Here is a 15,336-nt window from a genome sequence, read left to right as displayed (position 1 = left end):
CTGGCTTGCCTGCGATGGCGGTAGGCCTGCCCTGCATCGGTCAACTGATACACCGCTATCGCAGGCAAGCCAGCTCCCACACTGGGTTTTCATGCATCTGTTGAATCACCGTTATCCAACGGCTCCTTGCGTGGCCGACCGCCCTTCTTGCCATTGGCTCGGGCGGCGGCGGTTTTGGCGGCGCTGCTCTTGCGACCGTTACGCGATGCCACCAGGCTTGTTGCCAGGTCCATCAAGGGCTGGCTGGTGGCGATGAGGCCGGTGATCGACACGTCCAGATCCTGCGCCTCACAGCACAGCGCCTTGCCGCCAAAGCCGACCTCCAGTTGCTGAAAGTCCGCCGGGGAAAACCCTTCGAATTCCGGTAACCCGGCCACAGGCAACATGATGCGGCTGCCGTCGCTGAAGCCGATGGAAATGCACTCGTGTTCATAGCGCACATTGCTGGCATTGGCGTACAGACGTTTGAGCTTGCGCCCACGGGCGATTGCCTTGTCGACATCGGCGTCCGTGAGCGGCTTATAAGGCACGACTTTGGCTTTTACGATTTTTTTCATAAATCAATCTCCACAAAACCCGGTGCCCTGACCAGATTCAAAATTGTCTTCTGCCCCACGACATCGTGCCGGGCACGTGCAATCACATAAACACCGCGCTGAATGATCAGCCCTGGCAGTACCTCATCGGCGTCCCAATCCCAGGAATGGTTCTCCAGGCAAACCGTTTGCAGCTTCTCCCACCAGATCCTGCGTGCCCGCGCCAGGTAATGCGGCTGCATGATCGCCTCGCGTAGCTCCTTCAGGAGCGCAGTGGATGGCCGCCTGCGATCCGGCTCTACATCCCACAACTCCACGTCTCCATCCAGAAAGCTGAAACGAAAACGCGCATCCCATGCCATGCCCCTCACATGAACGTGGGGCGGGCAGTGTTCATCCCGCAAAAACACTGAAATCACATATCCCTTGTAAGCACCTACTCTCATCGTAACCCATCCGTTAGGTTATTTTCCGTCAGGTAACAATTTTTCCGTGGCACCCGACAACCGGCTCCATCCTTGCGAAGCTGTTTCACAGATTAGTAACGACGAACAACCCCGCGAATGCGGGGTTGTAACCACTCATGCCGACGGCTGGAAATACCCTGCCAACGCCCGCAAGTCCTGCTCGCTCAGCAACCCTGCGTAATACTTCAACTGAATCCGCGCCAGCAAATACGCATGCCGTGCGTTTGCCAGGTCGCGGCGGGCGGTGAACAGTTGTTGTTCGGCGTCGAGCACGTCGAGGTTGACCCGCTCACCGCCAGCCACACTCTTCTGGGTCGCGCTGACCAAGGCTGTAGCCGAGCTGACGGCCATCTCGTAGGCACGTACTTTCGCCGCGCCGCTGGTGTTGAGGTTGAACTGCTTGCGCAGCTCCAACAGGGTATTGGCGGTTTGCGCGTCCAGTTCATATTGAGCCTGGGACAATTGGCTGGCCGCCTGGCGTGTGGAGGCCGAGACCGAGCCACCGGCAAACAACGGCAGGCTGACCTGGATGCCGACGCTGTTGGTATCGTACTTCTGGTTGTAGCTGCTTTCCGAATCGGAGCTGGTCTTGCGGCTGCTGGCGTACAGGCTGACCTTGGGCAAGTGCCCGGCGCGCTTACGCTCGACTTCATAGGACGCCACGTCCAGCGCGTGATGCGCAGACTTCAGCTCAGGATTGTTGACCATGGCCATTTCACGCCATGCCTCAAAACGGTTCGGTTCCAGGGGCGCAATCTCGAACTGGCGCGCCAGCGGTGCCAGCGCTTCGATCTGCAACGGCTGACCCACGATGGCTTCCAATTCACGCAAGGCGCTGTCCTGGGCATCCTGCGATTCAAGCTCTTCAGCCTGGGCCAGGCTCAGCCGCGCCTGGGTTTCCAGCACATCGGTACGCGTGCCCTCGCCGCCTTTAAGCAGGCGTTCATTGAGTTGCAGGCGCTCGGCAAACGCGCGCTTCTGCGCGCGGCTCAACTCGATGCGCTCCTGGGCCAGCAGCGCCTGGCTGTAGGCGCCCAGTACCCGCACAGCCAGTTCCTGGCTTTTGCTGCGAAAGCGCTCATCGGCCATCAGCGCCTGGGCGGTGCCCTGGCGAAACCGTGCGTAGGCTTCGTAATCGAGCAGCGGTTGTTGCAGGGTCAAGGTCGAAGCGTAGCTGCGATAGTCGCGGTCGCTGGTGGTGCGGTTCTGGGTGACTTCGGATTCATTGCGCGAATTGTTGTAACTCCAGGACAGGTTCGGCAGCAACGCCGCCCGGCCAATCACGCGGTTCTCCTCACCGGCCTCACGCTCCTGGATCGCGGCCTGAAAGGTCGGATCATTACGCAGGGCCAAATCGTAAGCCTCCAGCAAACCCAAGGCCTGCGCGGCCGGCGCACAACTCAAACACAGGGTAAACAGCAGCGCCTTCATTCTTCCACCAGCGCCATGTGCGTGCGATCGAGCAGCGGCTTGAACAGGTAGTTGAGCATCGAACGCTCACCGGTTTTGACGAAGGTTTCCACCGGCATGCCCGGCCGGATCTGCACGCCATCCAGTTGCTGCATACCGGCCGCGCTGACCTGAGCACGCAGCGTGTAGTACGGCTCATCGGTACGTTCATCCACCTGGCGGTCGGCCGACACCAGCGTCACCTCACCGGCCACCCGCGGCGTGGTGGCCTGGTTGAACGCCGAGAACAACAGTTCCACCGGCAAGCCTGGGTGTACCTTGTCGACCATCTGCACTGGCACGCGCGCTTCCACCAGCAACGGCTCGCCTTGAGGCACGATGTCCATCAGCACCTGGCCGGGCTTGATCACGCCGCCTTCGGTGTACACATCGAGCCCCACCACCACACCGGCAGCGGGCGCGCGCACCAGGCTGTTGGCCAGCTCGAACTCAGCCGACGCCAGGCGATTGCGCAAGTCATCACTGCGGGTGCGGGTGTCGGCCAACTGGCCGCGCAGGTCTTTCTGGAAATCTTCGCCCAGTTGGCGAATGCGCAAACGCAATTCGAGCACCTGGCGTTGCAGTTGGCCGATGCGGCCGAAATCCTCGGCAATGGTGCCGTCGATCTGCGCGTACAGGCGCTCGCTGTCGAGCAGGCGATTACGCGGGATATAGCCATCGCGCGCCAATTCGCGCAGGCCTTGCAATTGCTCGTTGAGCGCCGCCCGTTGCTGGACTTTACTGGCCTGGGAATCGCGGGTGCCGCGCAACTGCGCCTCGGCCCCGGCGATGGTTTCGCGCAAGCCTTGCTGCTCGGTGGCCAGCGCCTGAGCGCGGCTGCTGAACAACTGCCGCTGTAAATTCAGCAGGCTGGCCGCGTCAGGCTCGCTGAGCAATTCGGCGCCGAAGTCGATGGTTGGCAGCCCCTCGCTTTCGGCACTCAAGCGCGCCTCACTGGCCAGCGACGCCCAATACTGGCTGCGCAACGATTGCATCTGCCCGCGCAGTGGCGTTTCTTTCAAGCGCAACAGCACCTGGCCGGCCTCGACCACATCGCCATCGCGCACCTCGATGCGCTCGACAATACCGCCGCTGGGGTGCTGCACGGTCTTGCGATGGCCCGAGACCATCACTTTGCCGGACACCGCTACGCCCTTGTCCAACGGCGCCAATGCCGCCCAGCCAAGAAACCCGGCAAAACCACCAAGTACCAGCAGCCAACCCAGGCGCGAGTACTTCTTGTCATCCAGCGCCAGCACATTATTCGGTACGGGTTTGACTTGGCTCATGCCTGTTTTCCTTCACCGAGGCGGTAACTCATGCTCAAGGTCGACACCGGCTTGGCCGGCGCGGGTTTCTGGCGGGCTTCCAACACGCGCGCCGTGGGGCCGAACGCTTGCAACTGGCCGTCCTTGAGAATCAGCAACTGGTCGGTCAGGGACAGCACGTTGGCTTTATGGGTAATCAGAATGACCGTGCGGCGCTGCTGCTTGAGCTGGGCGATGGCCTGGAGCAAGGCCTGTTCACCGGCTTCATCAAGGTTGGCGTTGGGTTCATCCAGCACGATCAGCGCGGGCAGGCCGTACAACGCGCGCGCCAGGGCCACGCGCTGCTTCTGGCCGCCGGACAAACCGGCACCGCCCTCGCCCAGTTGCGTGTCGTAGCCCTGGGGCAGTTGCAGGATCAAGTCATGCACGCCGGCCATTTGCGCGGCGGCGAGTACCTTGTCCGCGTCCACGTCGGCAAAACGCGCGATGTTTTGCGCGATGCTGCCGGCAAACAGCTGGATATCCTGGGGCAAGTAACCGATGTGCGGGCCGAGTTGCTGTTTGTCCCACTGGGCCAGGTCGGCGCCGTCCAGGCGCACTTTACCGGCCAACGGTGCCCAGGCACCGACCAGCACGCGGGCCAGGGTGGATTTGCCGCAACCCGACGGGCCAATCACGCCCAACACTTCACCCGCCGGCAGGCTGAAGCCCAGGTTGCTGACGGCCGGACGACGGTTGCCCGGCGCGCAGGCGCTGACCTGCTCGACGCTCAGTTGGCCCTTGGGCACCGGCAAGCTCATGCGGGCTGGCCGGGCCGGGTTGTCCGCCAGCATCTGCGATAAGCGTTCGAATGCCAGGCGCGCCGAACCCCATTGTTTCCACACGCCAATCAACTGGTCGATGGGGCTGAGCACGCGGCCCATCAAGATGGAGCCGGCGATCATCATTCCCGGCGTGATATCCCCCTGCACCGCCAGCAAGGCGCCCACCCCCAACACCAGCGACTGCAAAGCCAGACGCACGCCCTTGGACCAGGCGGTGACAGCAGCGGTCTTTTCACTGGCCAGGTTCTGCTGCGCCAGAAACGCCTGGTGCTGGGTGAACCAACGGTCGCGCAAGGTGGCGAGCATGCCCATGGCTTCGATGGTTTGCGCATTGCGCAAATTGGCCGTGGCCTGTTGGCTGGCGCTGATGGACAGTTGGCTGGCCTGGGCCATCGGTGCCTGGGTGACATGGTGGTTGACCCAGGCCAGCGCGATCAGCACCAGCGCACCGCCCAGCGCCAACAGGCCGAGCCAGGGGTGAAAAAGGAAGATCACCAGCAGGTACACCGGAAACCACGGCGCATCAAAAAACGCGAACAACGCCTGCCCAGTGGCGAACTGGCGCAGCGTGGTCAGGTCGTTCAACGCCTGGCCCGCCGCCTGGGTGCCGCCCTTGAGTTGTGCTTCGAACGCGGCATCGTACACGCGCTGGTTCAAGCGCATGTCCATTTGCGTGCCGAGGCGGATCACCACCTGGCTGCGCACCCATTCCAACGCGCCCATCAGGCCGAACAGGCCGAGGATCATCAGCGTCAGCATCAACAGGGTCATCTGGTTACCCGAGGCCAGCACCCGGTCGTACACCTGCAGCATGTAGAGCGCCGGGGCCAGCATCAGCAGGTTGATCACCGCCGAGAACAGGCCGATGTTGAAGAAGCCACTTTTATAGGCCGTGAGAGCAGCCAGGGTTTCGTTGCCGGCGTGGCGCATCTGGGGATTCTCGTGGGGTTAAGCGGGCAGCGCCGCCGCGTTGACAGGCGATACGGCGCTGCGCAGAATTTGGCACCGCTGTCGCTGAAGAGTTAGAAGGCTTGGCGACGGCGGTGTGTCATGCGGCGAAGGGCAGAGTGATCTCCCCTTCGCTTTTTTTATGCAGCAGCGTCAGGCAGCGAGTGCCCAGTCCTGCGCCACGTCTTGCACGCCGACCAGGGCGACGTCGGCCGACGGTGCGGCGTGACCCAGCCCGGCAGCGGCCAGTTGGTCGAAGGTCGAGGCCGTGGACAGGCCGAAGTCGTCCAGCAGGTTGTTGAGCACGCTTTCCAGCGCGGCGGTGTTGCCCTGCATCAGGCCGTAGATCACGCTCTGAACTTCGTTGCCCACGCGACCGGCGCCTTCGGCAGCGCTCAGGTCGAGGCCGTTGAACGCAACTTTGAAATCATTAAGGGTGAAGTCGCTGCCACTGCCGCCGCCCAGGCCGGTGCCCAGTTGCACGTTATCGAGGTTGCCCCACAGGTAGTGGTTCAGGTTGTTGCCGGCAGGCAGCGACGGGTTGAACACATAGTGCAGGCCGTTGCTGGTGTTGCTGTCGGCGATAAAGGCGTATTCGGAGTTGCTGGCGCCGTGGGTCGAATACTGGTCACCACTGAGGGAGCCGTTGCTGAAGCCACCGGTGTTGCCGGTGCCATGACCGGCCGTATTGAAGCCCACAGCCCAAGAACTCAAGTAGTCGGAGACCGACAGTGAACCCAGGCCCGAATCGTAGCTAACAGAAATAGTCATCGCTAAACCTCGTTAAACAACGTTTTAGATGAGCACGCCGGTGCGGCGCACTTTTTTGCCCACACTTGGGCAAAACCATTGATCAGGTGCATCAGCACACCGATCAGAATTTGTATTCCAACATCCCGCTCAGGGTTCGCCCCCGCGCCAGGCTGAGGTTGTTGGCGTCGCCCATGGCGACGAAATAGGCTTCATCGGTGGCGTTTTCCAATGCCAGCGCAATGTTCAAGTGATCGGTCATCCAGTAACTGGCGTACAGGTCGTAGAGCGTGTATTGAGGCCACATCGCCTGGTCCATCAGCTCGTAGCCCTGCTGATTGAGGTTTTCGCCATTGCCCGAGCTGTAGCGCACGCGCACACCTGTATCCAGGCGCTTGTCGAGGAAACGCGCACCCAGCGTCAGCGAGCCGCGATCGGCGGGCATATACGTGGCGTTGCCCATGATTCGCCCGCAGCTTTCCTGGTTGTTGGCGACGTCGTCGTCCAGCACTTCATAGGTGGTGACCGGGCGTATGCCGATGCGCCCGTTCGGCAGCGTGAAACGCTCCAGGCGCGTGGTGCGCGGCCCGGTGGTCTTGGCGCCGCCCATGTAATAGTTCTTGGAGCAGAACTCATTGCTGCCAATCATGTGGGTGTAACTGAGGTTGGCGTATGCCCGGCCCATGTCGTAATTGAGTTGGTACTCCACCCCGCGAAAGCGCGTCGGGTTGGTGTTGTTGACGTAGGCCATGGTCCCCAGAAACCCGCCGGACTGGGTTTCCGGCAGGCTGACGCTGGTGTTGAGGAAGGAGAAGTTCTCAATGCGGGTATCGAAGTACGCCACCTTCATGCCCAGGCGGTCATCACTGAACAGCAGCCCCTCTTTGAAGACGTTCATGCCCACTTCCCAATCCCGCGACTCTTCAGGCTTGAGGTACGGGTTGGGAAACACGCGCTCCCCGGAACCGCCACCGTGGGGGCGGCCCGTCATGAAGGTTTCGGTAACGGCCGGCGGGCGCCAGCCTTTGCCCCAACGGGTATAGAGTTGCAGCCAGTCCACGCCGGGCTTGACCGCGATGCCGAAGGTCGGCGAGAACTGCCCTTCTTCACGGTCCACATCGAACACCTCCGACACCCGCTTGGCGCCCACCAGGCTGCTGAAGAATCGATCACGCCGATACAGGGTCAAGCCGGTCTGGCCTTCCAGCCGATAACGGTCGTAACGCAAGCCTGCGTCCAGGGTCAGCCAGTCGCCGTATTCGTATTGCAGGTTGTTGAACAGGCTGGCGATGGTGCGCTTGCCACTCGGCGTACTGCCTTCGGCATAGGGCAGCAGGCCAAGGTTGTTGACGGCTTCAACCTTGTTGGTGCGTGGTTTGAACTCGTCCTGATACAGCTCCACGCCGTAGTTCCAGCTCAGATGCCCGCGCTCGCCGAAGTCAAAACGCGAAGTGTTGTCGCCCTGCAGCCCCCAGGTATCCGTCTCGAAGTGATCGCTGTAGGCACCGACGTAGTTACCCGTGCCCGGCGTCGACAGGTTGGGCGAATTGGCACGATCCAGCTGGGTCGTGACGTAATAGACCTTGGCCTTCAGATCGATCAGCGGGTTATCCGGCGTGTAGCTGTAGTCCAGCGCAAAGTTCTTGGCATTCAGGTTGTTTTTGCTGACGCGGCGGTAGTCGACGCTCTGCAGGTCATCGGTGATGTAGGCCCAGGCATCGTTGCTGTCGCTGTCGCTTTCCAGGTAGCTCAGTTGCACGCGCTGGTCGTTGGGCAAGTTGAGACCGAACTTGGCGATCTGCGAGCGGGTGACGCTGCCCATGTCCCCGACTTCGCTGTTCAACCAATCATCAAAGGCTGCCGGTGCATATTTGCGCGCGCGCAGGTTGGTGCCCAGCTTGTGATCGTTGTGGGTCCCGGCGCGGTAGTTGCCGAAATGCCGCTCGCTGTAGCCCAGCAACACATCACCGCGCTCGTCACCAAAGGCAAACACGCCGCTGCCATTGAAGTAGGTGCCATTGCCCAATTCACCCATGCCGCTGCCGGCGCGAAAACGTCCGCCGATCTCTTTGCCGTCCTTGAGAAACTCACTGGCCTCCAGCGTCTTGAACGAGGCGATCCCGCCCAACACCGCCGCACCGCCCTGCCCCGACTGGCTGCCCTTGTCGATCTGGATGCTGGAGATGAATTCCGGGTCGATCAGCATCGTGCCGTTACGCTGCTGGTGGCCATTGACGTTGAAGTTCTGGCGCATGCCGTCGATGTTCATGTTCACGCGGCCGTAGTCCTGCACGCCGCGAATGTTCACCGACAGGCCGGGGTCACGCTGGTTGACGGCGGTGTACACGCCAGCGGTTTCTTCGAGCATGTCGGCGGCGTGACGGGGCGGGCGTTTGTCGATCATGTCACGGCTGATGACGGCCACGGACTTTGGGCTCTGGTACACCCAGTCGCCGGGCTGGCCGTTGGTGTTGCCGGTGATGGTGGTGGTGCCGACCGTCATGGCGCCTTCATGTTCGGCCGCCACGCGGTTGAGGGTGACCTGGCGCTCGCCGGTAAAGCGGTATTCCACCGGCGCGCCGCCGAGCAAACGGCCAAGGCCTTCCTGCACACTGAAGCTGCCTTTGAGCGCCGTGCTGCTCAAGCCTTGCAGGCGTTGGCTGTCGAACAACACCTGCAAACCTGCCTGATCGGCGAACGCCAGCACCGCACTGCCCAGGGATTGCGCAGGGATATCAAACATCAACACCACAGGCTGGGCCGCGCCGGCTTGAGGCTGCGCGGCGTACACGGGCGCCACTGCAGCGAACAGGCCCAAGTGGATGGCCAGGGCTAACCGGCTACCGGTGATGCGCCCCTTGGTGAGTGCTGACATGTTTGATTTCCCTGCGCTAAGCGTATTTTTGTTTATGCGAATGCTTCTCACCTAGCAAGACGAGCGAGGCGCTGGAAGTCAGTAAGACTTTTTTGAAAGTTTTTCAGACAGGGGCTTTTTAAGGGCTTTCAAAAAGGGGCTTTGGCGAGCGGCGGGAGGGGCCTCCCGCCGGGCTATCAATAGATCAGGCTCAGGCCTGCCAGGTCCAAGCGTTGCACTTGGAGTTCCTGGGTCAAGGTAGCCAGGGCGGTGTCGAGCATGTCGAGACGGAACACACCGCTGACTTCGCGATCGCCCAGGGCGGCGTTGGTCAACACCACGCGGCCAGGGCGATAGCGGTTCAGTTGCTCGATGACTTTGGCCAAGGGCAGCCGGTCGAAGATCAGCACGCCGCGTCGCCAACTGGTGGCGCGCGCCACATCGAATTGATCCAAGGGCACCACGCCGTCCTGCGCGCTGTAACGCGCCGCCTGGCCTTCCTTGAGCACGCGCTCGCCCGCACCTTGTTTCGGTACGGCTTGCAGCGCGACTTCGACGCTGTGCTGCAACACGCCCACCCAGGCCTGGCGCTCACCCTCGCGCTCGACCACAAACCGCGTGCCCAATGCACGGGTCTGCGCCCCGGCGCTTTGCACCACGAACGGTCGGGTTTCCTCGCCTTTCATCGGTGCCACGTCGAAAATCGCTGAACCCTGGATCAGGCTGATGCGCCGCTGCACGCTGTCATAGTCCAGGCGGATCGCACTGGCCGAATCCAGCTCCACCGTGCTGCCATCGGCCAGGTGCAAAGTGCGGATTTCGCCCTTTTGGGTCACATAGTCAGCCTGCAAACGCAGCAATGCATCCGGCCCGCGCAGCCAACCCACGCCGGCCGCCACTACCACCAGTGCGACGGCGGCCGCACGTTGCCACGCCCTGCGCCGCGTGGGCCGACGCACCGGCAACGCTGCCGAAGGCGGGCGCTGACGGTGCACGGGTTCATCCTTATGCACGTCGCCCAAGGCTGCCCACGTCTGCTCGGCGAACCGCAGCGCCGCTTCATGGCGGCTGTCGCAGGCGATCCAATGGCGCAGCTCGGCCTGCTCCTGTTCGGTCAGGGCACCCGCGTGCAGGCGCACCGCCCAGTCGGCAGCCGCCTCGGTAATGCTGTGCTGTTGCGGACCCTGGCTATTCACGTGTGAATCTCGAATTTTCGTTATGTAAACGCTGTGACGTCTGACGCGGGCCGTTTCGGTAATTCATTCGTCGGATGGCTTCACCTCACCGTCCTGCAAGCGCTGCATCACATAGGCCAAGGCCTTGGCCAGGTGCTTTTGCACGGAGCTGTCGGAGATGTCCAGGTGCCGGGCAACCTGGGCGTGGGTCATGCCTTCGATGCGGTTCAGACGGAAAACCTGCTGGGTGCGTTCCGGCAACTCCGCCAGTGCCTGCTTCAAAGCCTGTCGCTGTTGCTGCGCCATTGCCTGCGCCTCCAACCCGGCCACGTCATCTTCAATCTCGGCCAACGCCTCGTGGGGCACGGAATCTGTCTTGCGCCGCGCTTCCTGGCGAATATGGTCGATCAGCAGATTGCTTGCCGTTCGATAGAGATAGCCCTGGGAATTGTCGATGCGCTCGCCGGCCGGTTTTTCCGCCAGGCGCAGGAAGCTCTCCTGCACCAGGTCCGCGGCCAACTGCGGGTCCCGTACCTTGCGCGCCAGATAACCGCGCAGGGTATCGGCGTGCTTGAGAAACAGGCCCTTGAGATCCACGTCCGACAAACCGACTCCCTGGAATGTTAAGGAAACAGGCGGGCATCTTAAGCGTTGTCGAGAATGATTTTCAATTGATATCTAATCTGATTCGGTGTTCGGGTGTCTCTGAATAAGCGTTCGATAATCGAACACATCAGCCGCCTTCAATTGACCAAATTAACCATCCAGTACATTTTATCCGCACAACCAATAAGAAGTGTGGAGATACCCTTTATGCCGCCCATCGTGCTGGTGCTCAACGGCCCCAACCTCAACCTGCTCGGCACCCGCGAGCCTGCCACCTACGGGCATGAAACCCTGGCCGACATCGCCGCACTGTGCGGTCGCAGCGCGGAAAACCTCGGGTTGAAAATCGAATTTCGCCAGACCAACCACGAAGGTGAACTGCTCGACTGGATCCACGGTGCCCGCGCCCGTTGCGCCGGTATCGTGATCAACCCGGCGGCCTGGACCCACACCTCCGTAGCGATTCGCGACGCACTGGTGGCCAGTGAAGTGCCGGTGATTGAAGTGCATTTATCCAATGTGCATGCGCGCGAGGCGTTCAGGCACCACTCGTTTGTATCGCCCATTGCCAAGGCGGTGCTTGCAGGCTTCGGCAGCCATGGTTACCACCTGGCGCTGGAACACTTCAGCCACAGCCTCAAAGGATCCGCCCGATGAAACCGCGCATCCTCGCCGGCCTGATCGGCGCCGGCATCCAAGCCTCCCGCACGCCCGCCCTGCATGAACAGGAAGGCGACGCCCAAGGCCTGCGCTACCTGTACCAGTTGATCGACCTGGAAGCCCTGCAACTGAATATCAACGCCCTGCCCGACCTGCTGGACGCGGCCGAGTTGATGCACTTTACCGGCTTGAACATTACCTACCCGTGCAAGCAGGCAGTGCTGGCGCTGCTCGATGAGTTGTCTGACGAGGCGCGAGGCATTGGCGCCGTCAACACCGTGGTGTTCAAAGATGGCAAGCGCATTGGCCACAACACGGATTGCCTGGGGTTTGCCGAAGGTTTCCGGCGCAACTTGCACGATGTCGCGCGAGCACGGGTGGTACAGATGGGCGCCGGCGGTGCGGGCGCAGCAGTGGCCCATGCGTTGCTGGCCGAAGGCGTGCAGCACTTGAGTATTTTTGATGTGGACATGGCCCGCGCTCGCGACCTGGTGGATAACCTTGCGCAGCGCTTTGGTGCCGGTCGCGCCCAGGTTGGCAACCACCTGGAAAACGCGATGGCCGAGGCGGATGGCCTGGTGAACACCACGCCCATGGGCATGGCCAAGCTGCCTGGCACGCCGGTGCCGCCGGCGCTGTTGCGAGCCGAACTATGGGTTGCGGAAATCGTCTATTTCCCACTGGAAACCCAACTGCTGCGCGACGCCCGCGCCCTGGGTTGTCGCACGCTGGACGGCGGCAATATGGCGGTGTTTCAAGCGGTGAAGGCGTTTGAGTTGTTCAGTGGCCAAACGCCGGATGCGCAGCGAATGCTGGCGCACTTTCAGAGCATGAATAGCTGACTGCCGAAACCGAATCAAAAAAGCTGGGAGCTGGCTTGTTGTGGCGAGCAAGCTTGCTCGCGCTGACTGCGCAGCAGTCTCTCGCTTTTTTGGGGGCGCTTCGCACCCCAGCGCAAGCAAGCTTGCTCGCCACAACACGCCAGGCCCCACACTGATTGCATTCCAGAGTGGGAGTCGGGTGGGTTCAAGCCTGCAAGTACCGCATCACCGACTCACAAATCATCTCCCGATGCCGCTGTTTAATCGCCTCATCCGACAGCTCGATCTGAAAAATCTCACTGAACGTATGGCGGTTGGACACCCGGTAAAAGCTAAATGAGTTGATCAGCAGGTGCACATCCAGCGGCTCCAGCCCCTCGCGAAACACCCCCATCTCGGCACCCCGCCGCAATGTGGCGCCCAGCGCTTCGAGGATGTTGCTGTTCATCGCCTTGATCGAATCCGAGCGCTTCACGTATTCCGCGTTGTGGATATTTTCGATGCTGACGATGCGCACGAAATCCACGTTCTGGTCGTGGTGATCAAAGGTGAACTCCACCAGCCGACGGATCGCTTCACGCGGTTCCAGGGCCGTGAGGTTCATGCGGGTTTCGGTGTTGCGGATGTCGCCGTAGAGTTTTTCCAGCACCTCGACGTACAACTGCTCCTTGCTGCCGAAGTAGTAATAGATCATACGTTTGGAGGTGTGGATACGCTCGGCGATCGCATCCACGCGCGCGCCGGACAGGCCCTGCTGAACAAACTCGACGATGGCTTCCTGCAGGATGTTTTCGCGGGTCTTTTCCGGGTTGTTCTTGCGACTCTTGCGCGGTGTGTCTGACACAGCGGAGAGGTCGGGGGTCAGGGTCATGGTGCGCTCACGGCCATTTTTGTTGTGCAAGCGGCGATTATGGGCCGAGGCGCTTCCCGAAGGAAGCACCTGGCCGGCCGTTATAAACGCGCCTGACGTGCCGCGCCGCTGCGCGATTTGGCCATCGCTGCCAGGCGCACCGCCACATTGGCCGCGCCATACCCGGCGTAGCCGTTCTTGCGCTGGATGATCTCGAAGAAAAACCGCCCTTCAAACGCCTCGGTGTACACGTGAAACAACTCACCGCCCTGAGCATCACGGTCGTACAGCACGTTGTAGTACGCCAGTTCGCTGAGGAACTCATCGTCGAAATCAAACCGTGCGGCCAGGTCGTCGTAGTAGTTGAGCGGGATATCCAGTAACGGCACGCCGGCCGCTTTGGCCCGGCTGACCTCCGCGAAAATATCCGCGCAGTCAAAAGCAATGTGGTGCACGCCCGAACCACGATAGCTCGACAGCGCGTGGGAAATCGCCGTGTTGCGGTTCTCGGAAATATTCAGCGGCAAGCGGATCGAGCTGCACCGGCTGCGCAACGCTCGGCTTTTCACCAGGCCATACGGGTCGGGCAACACCACTTCGTCATCGGCTTCGAAATCCAGCAGGCTCTTATAGAACAGCACCCAACTGTCGAGGCTGTCGGCCGGCAAGGCCATGGCCATATGGTCGATGCGCAGCAAACCGCCGCTGGACGCCGTTGCCGCTTGCAAGTTGAAGTCGGTGTCGTACAGCGCACCCTCGGCAGGGTCCACCAGATAAATCAGGCTGCCATCTGGCGCACGTACGGCCGCCAGCTCCAGCTCGTTAGGCCCGACCAGCCCGCGATACGGCTGGCCTTTGTAGGCCACTGCCCGCTCCAGCGCTTTGGCGCTGTCCTTGACCCGAATCGCCGTGGCGCACAACGACGGGCCGTGGGCTTCGAAAAAGTTGTGGGCAAACGAATAGGGCTCACAGTTGAGAATCAGGTTGATATCCCCCTGGCGCAGCAGGCTCACGCTCTTGGAACGGTGCTGCCCAGCCTTGACGAACCCCAGGCGCTCCAGCCAGTGGGTCAGCTTGGCGCCGAGGCTTTCATCCACGGCAAATTCAAGGAATTCGATGCCGTTGTATTCGCTGGCCGCCGGGGTATCAAACAGAATCTCGACGGGCTGGGCCGGCGCCTCCTGCTTGAGGCGTTCACGGGTTTTCTCTTCCAGGTACAGCAGCGAACGCAAGCCATCCGCCGCATTCGCGCGGGTCGGCGCAGCGCGGAAACCGTCGTTGAAAATCTCCAGGGACAAGGGTCCGGTGTAGCCACTTTTAATGATCGGCGCGAGAAAGCCTGCCAGGTCAAATTCGCCCTGCCCTGGGAAACAGCGGAAATGCCGGCTCCACTCCAGCACATCCATGGCCAGGATCGGCGCGTCGGCCATTTGCACAAAGAAGATTTTGTCGCCGGGAATGTCGGCAATGCCGCTCGGGTCGCCCTTGAGCGACAAGGTATGGAAGCTGTCGAGCAACACGCCCAGGCTTGGGTGATCGACCTGGCGCACCAGGTTCCACACCTGCTGCCAGGTGTTCACATGCTTGCCCCAGGCCAGTGCTTCATAACCAATGCGCAAACCACGGCGGCCGGCGTGCTCGGCCAGCAAGCTGAGGTCATCGAGCAAAATGCGTTCATCGCCCACGCAATCTGCCGAGGCATTGCTGCACACCAGCACCAGGTCGGTGCCCAGCTCCTGCATCAAATCGAATTTGCGTTCGGCGCGTTCCAGGTTGCGCGCCAGGCGGTCGCGGCGGCATCCTTCAAAGTCGCGGAACGGCTGGAACAAGGTGATGGCAATGCCCAGGTCGGCACACATCTGCCTAACTTCCCGCGGGCTGCCGTCGTAATACAACAGGTCGTTCTCGAAGATCTCCACCCCGTCAAACCCGGCAGCGGCGATGGCTTCGAGCTTTTCCGGCAGGGTGCCGCTCAAGGAAACGGTGGCAATGGAACGTTGCATGGGGCGACTCCCGGAGTTGTTATTTGCAGCAAATTATTGGCCCCTAGCCTACACGCAGCAATTAAAATGTACGAACCGGTTAGTTTTTTGTGCGATTACCGAACACTATGCCCTGTTGGCGAATT

13 protein-coding genes are annotated in these 15,336 nt (G+C 61.4%); 2 read left to right on the top strand and 11 right to left on the bottom strand.

Annotated features, from left to right (window positions below; translation table 11 throughout):
• Positions 1–89: 89 nt before the first annotated feature.
• From QF043_RS02355 to QF043_RS02315, 9 genes are all read right to left on the bottom strand, one after another.
• A complete protein-coding gene (locus QF043_RS02355) occupies positions 90–557 on the bottom strand; it encodes a DUF2442 domain-containing protein (protein WP_307417380.1) in 468 nt (155 codons plus the stop codon).
• On the bottom strand, positions 554–982 hold the full coding sequence (locus tag QF043_RS02350) for a DUF4160 domain-containing protein (protein ID WP_307417379.1): 429 nt from the start codon (positions 980–982) through the stop codon (positions 554–556). Before QF043_RS02350 ends, QF043_RS02355 begins: the two co-directional genes overlap by 4 nt.
• Before the next feature lie 135 nt (positions 983–1,117).
• Positions 1,118–2,434 carry a TolC family outer membrane protein gene (locus QF043_RS02345; protein WP_307417377.1) on the bottom strand — a complete coding sequence of 439 codons (1,317 nt, stop codon included), beginning with the start codon at positions 2,432–2,434 and terminating at the stop codon, positions 1,118–1,120.
• A complete protein-coding gene (locus QF043_RS02340) occupies positions 2,431–3,741 on the bottom strand; it encodes an HlyD family type I secretion periplasmic adaptor subunit (protein WP_307417376.1) in 1,311 nt (436 codons plus the stop codon). The genes QF043_RS02345 and QF043_RS02340 overlap by 4 nt, the downstream gene beginning before the upstream one ends.
• Positions 3,738–5,474: a type I secretion system permease/ATPase gene (locus tag QF043_RS02335; protein WP_307417375.1), complete on the bottom strand. Its 1,737-nt coding sequence runs from the start codon at positions 5,472–5,474 to the stop codon at positions 3,738–3,740. Before QF043_RS02335 ends, QF043_RS02340 begins: the two co-directional genes overlap by 4 nt.
• 171 nt (positions 5,475–5,645) lie before the next feature.
• Positions 5,646–6,263, bottom strand: coding sequence for a heme acquisition protein HasA (locus QF043_RS02330; RefSeq protein ID WP_305455887.1), 618 nt, complete (start codon positions 6,261–6,263; stop codon positions 5,646–5,648).
• Positions 6,264–6,366: 103 nt separating this feature from the next.
• On the bottom strand, positions 6,367–9,117 hold the full coding sequence (locus QF043_RS02325; protein WP_307417374.1) for a TonB-dependent receptor: 2,751 nt from the start codon (positions 9,115–9,117) through the stop codon (positions 6,367–6,369).
• 176 nt (positions 9,118–9,293) lie between these two features.
• Complete coding sequence (locus QF043_RS02320) at positions 9,294–10,292, bottom strand: FecR family protein (protein WP_307417373.1); 999 nt, start codon at positions 10,290–10,292, stop codon at positions 9,294–9,296.
• 63 nt (positions 10,293–10,355) lie between these two features.
• A complete protein-coding gene (locus tag QF043_RS02315; protein ID WP_138813742.1) occupies positions 10,356–10,877 on the bottom strand; it encodes an RNA polymerase sigma factor in 522 nt (173 codons plus the stop codon).
• Positions 10,878–11,084: 207 nt separating this feature from the next.
• Here QF043_RS02315 and aroQ point away from each other — a divergent pair, with 207 nt between their 5' ends.
• Both aroQ and QF043_RS02305 read left to right on the top strand, forming a co-directional pair.
• The gene (gene aroQ / locus QF043_RS02310) at positions 11,085–11,534 is read left to right on the top strand and encodes a type II 3-dehydroquinate dehydratase (RefSeq protein WP_056858207.1); all 450 of its coding nucleotides are present in this window, start codon (positions 11,085–11,087) and stop codon (positions 11,532–11,534) included.
• Positions 11,531–12,379, top strand: coding sequence for a shikimate dehydrogenase (locus tag QF043_RS02305; RefSeq protein WP_307417371.1), 849 nt, complete (start codon positions 11,531–11,533; stop codon positions 12,377–12,379). Before aroQ ends, QF043_RS02305 begins: the two co-directional genes overlap by 4 nt.
• A 184-nt stretch (positions 12,380–12,563) precedes the next feature.
• Here QF043_RS02305 and QF043_RS02300 read toward each other — a convergent pair whose 3' ends face one another.
• Together QF043_RS02300 and quiC are read right to left on the bottom strand one after the other, a co-directional pair.
• On the bottom strand, positions 12,564–13,229 hold the full coding sequence (locus QF043_RS02300) for a TetR/AcrR family transcriptional regulator (RefSeq protein WP_056862012.1): 666 nt from the start codon (positions 13,227–13,229) through the stop codon (positions 12,564–12,566).
• A gap of 80 nt (positions 13,230–13,309) precedes the next feature.
• Positions 13,310–15,211 carry a 3-dehydroshikimate dehydratase QuiC gene (gene quiC, locus QF043_RS02295; protein ID WP_307417370.1) on the bottom strand — a complete coding sequence of 634 codons (1,902 nt, stop codon included), beginning with the start codon at positions 15,209–15,211 and terminating at the stop codon, positions 13,310–13,312.
• Positions 15,212–15,336 lie beyond the last annotated feature (125 nt).

Origin of the sequence: Pseudomonas sp. W3I7 (genome assembly GCF_030816095.1) — a bacterium.
GTDB classification, from domain to species: Bacteria; Pseudomonadota; Gammaproteobacteria; order Pseudomonadales; family Pseudomonadaceae; genus Aquipseudomonas; species Aquipseudomonas salomonii.
The sequence above is the reverse complement of the archived record's forward strand: the minus strand, read 5'-3'. Positions and strand labels throughout refer to the sequence as shown.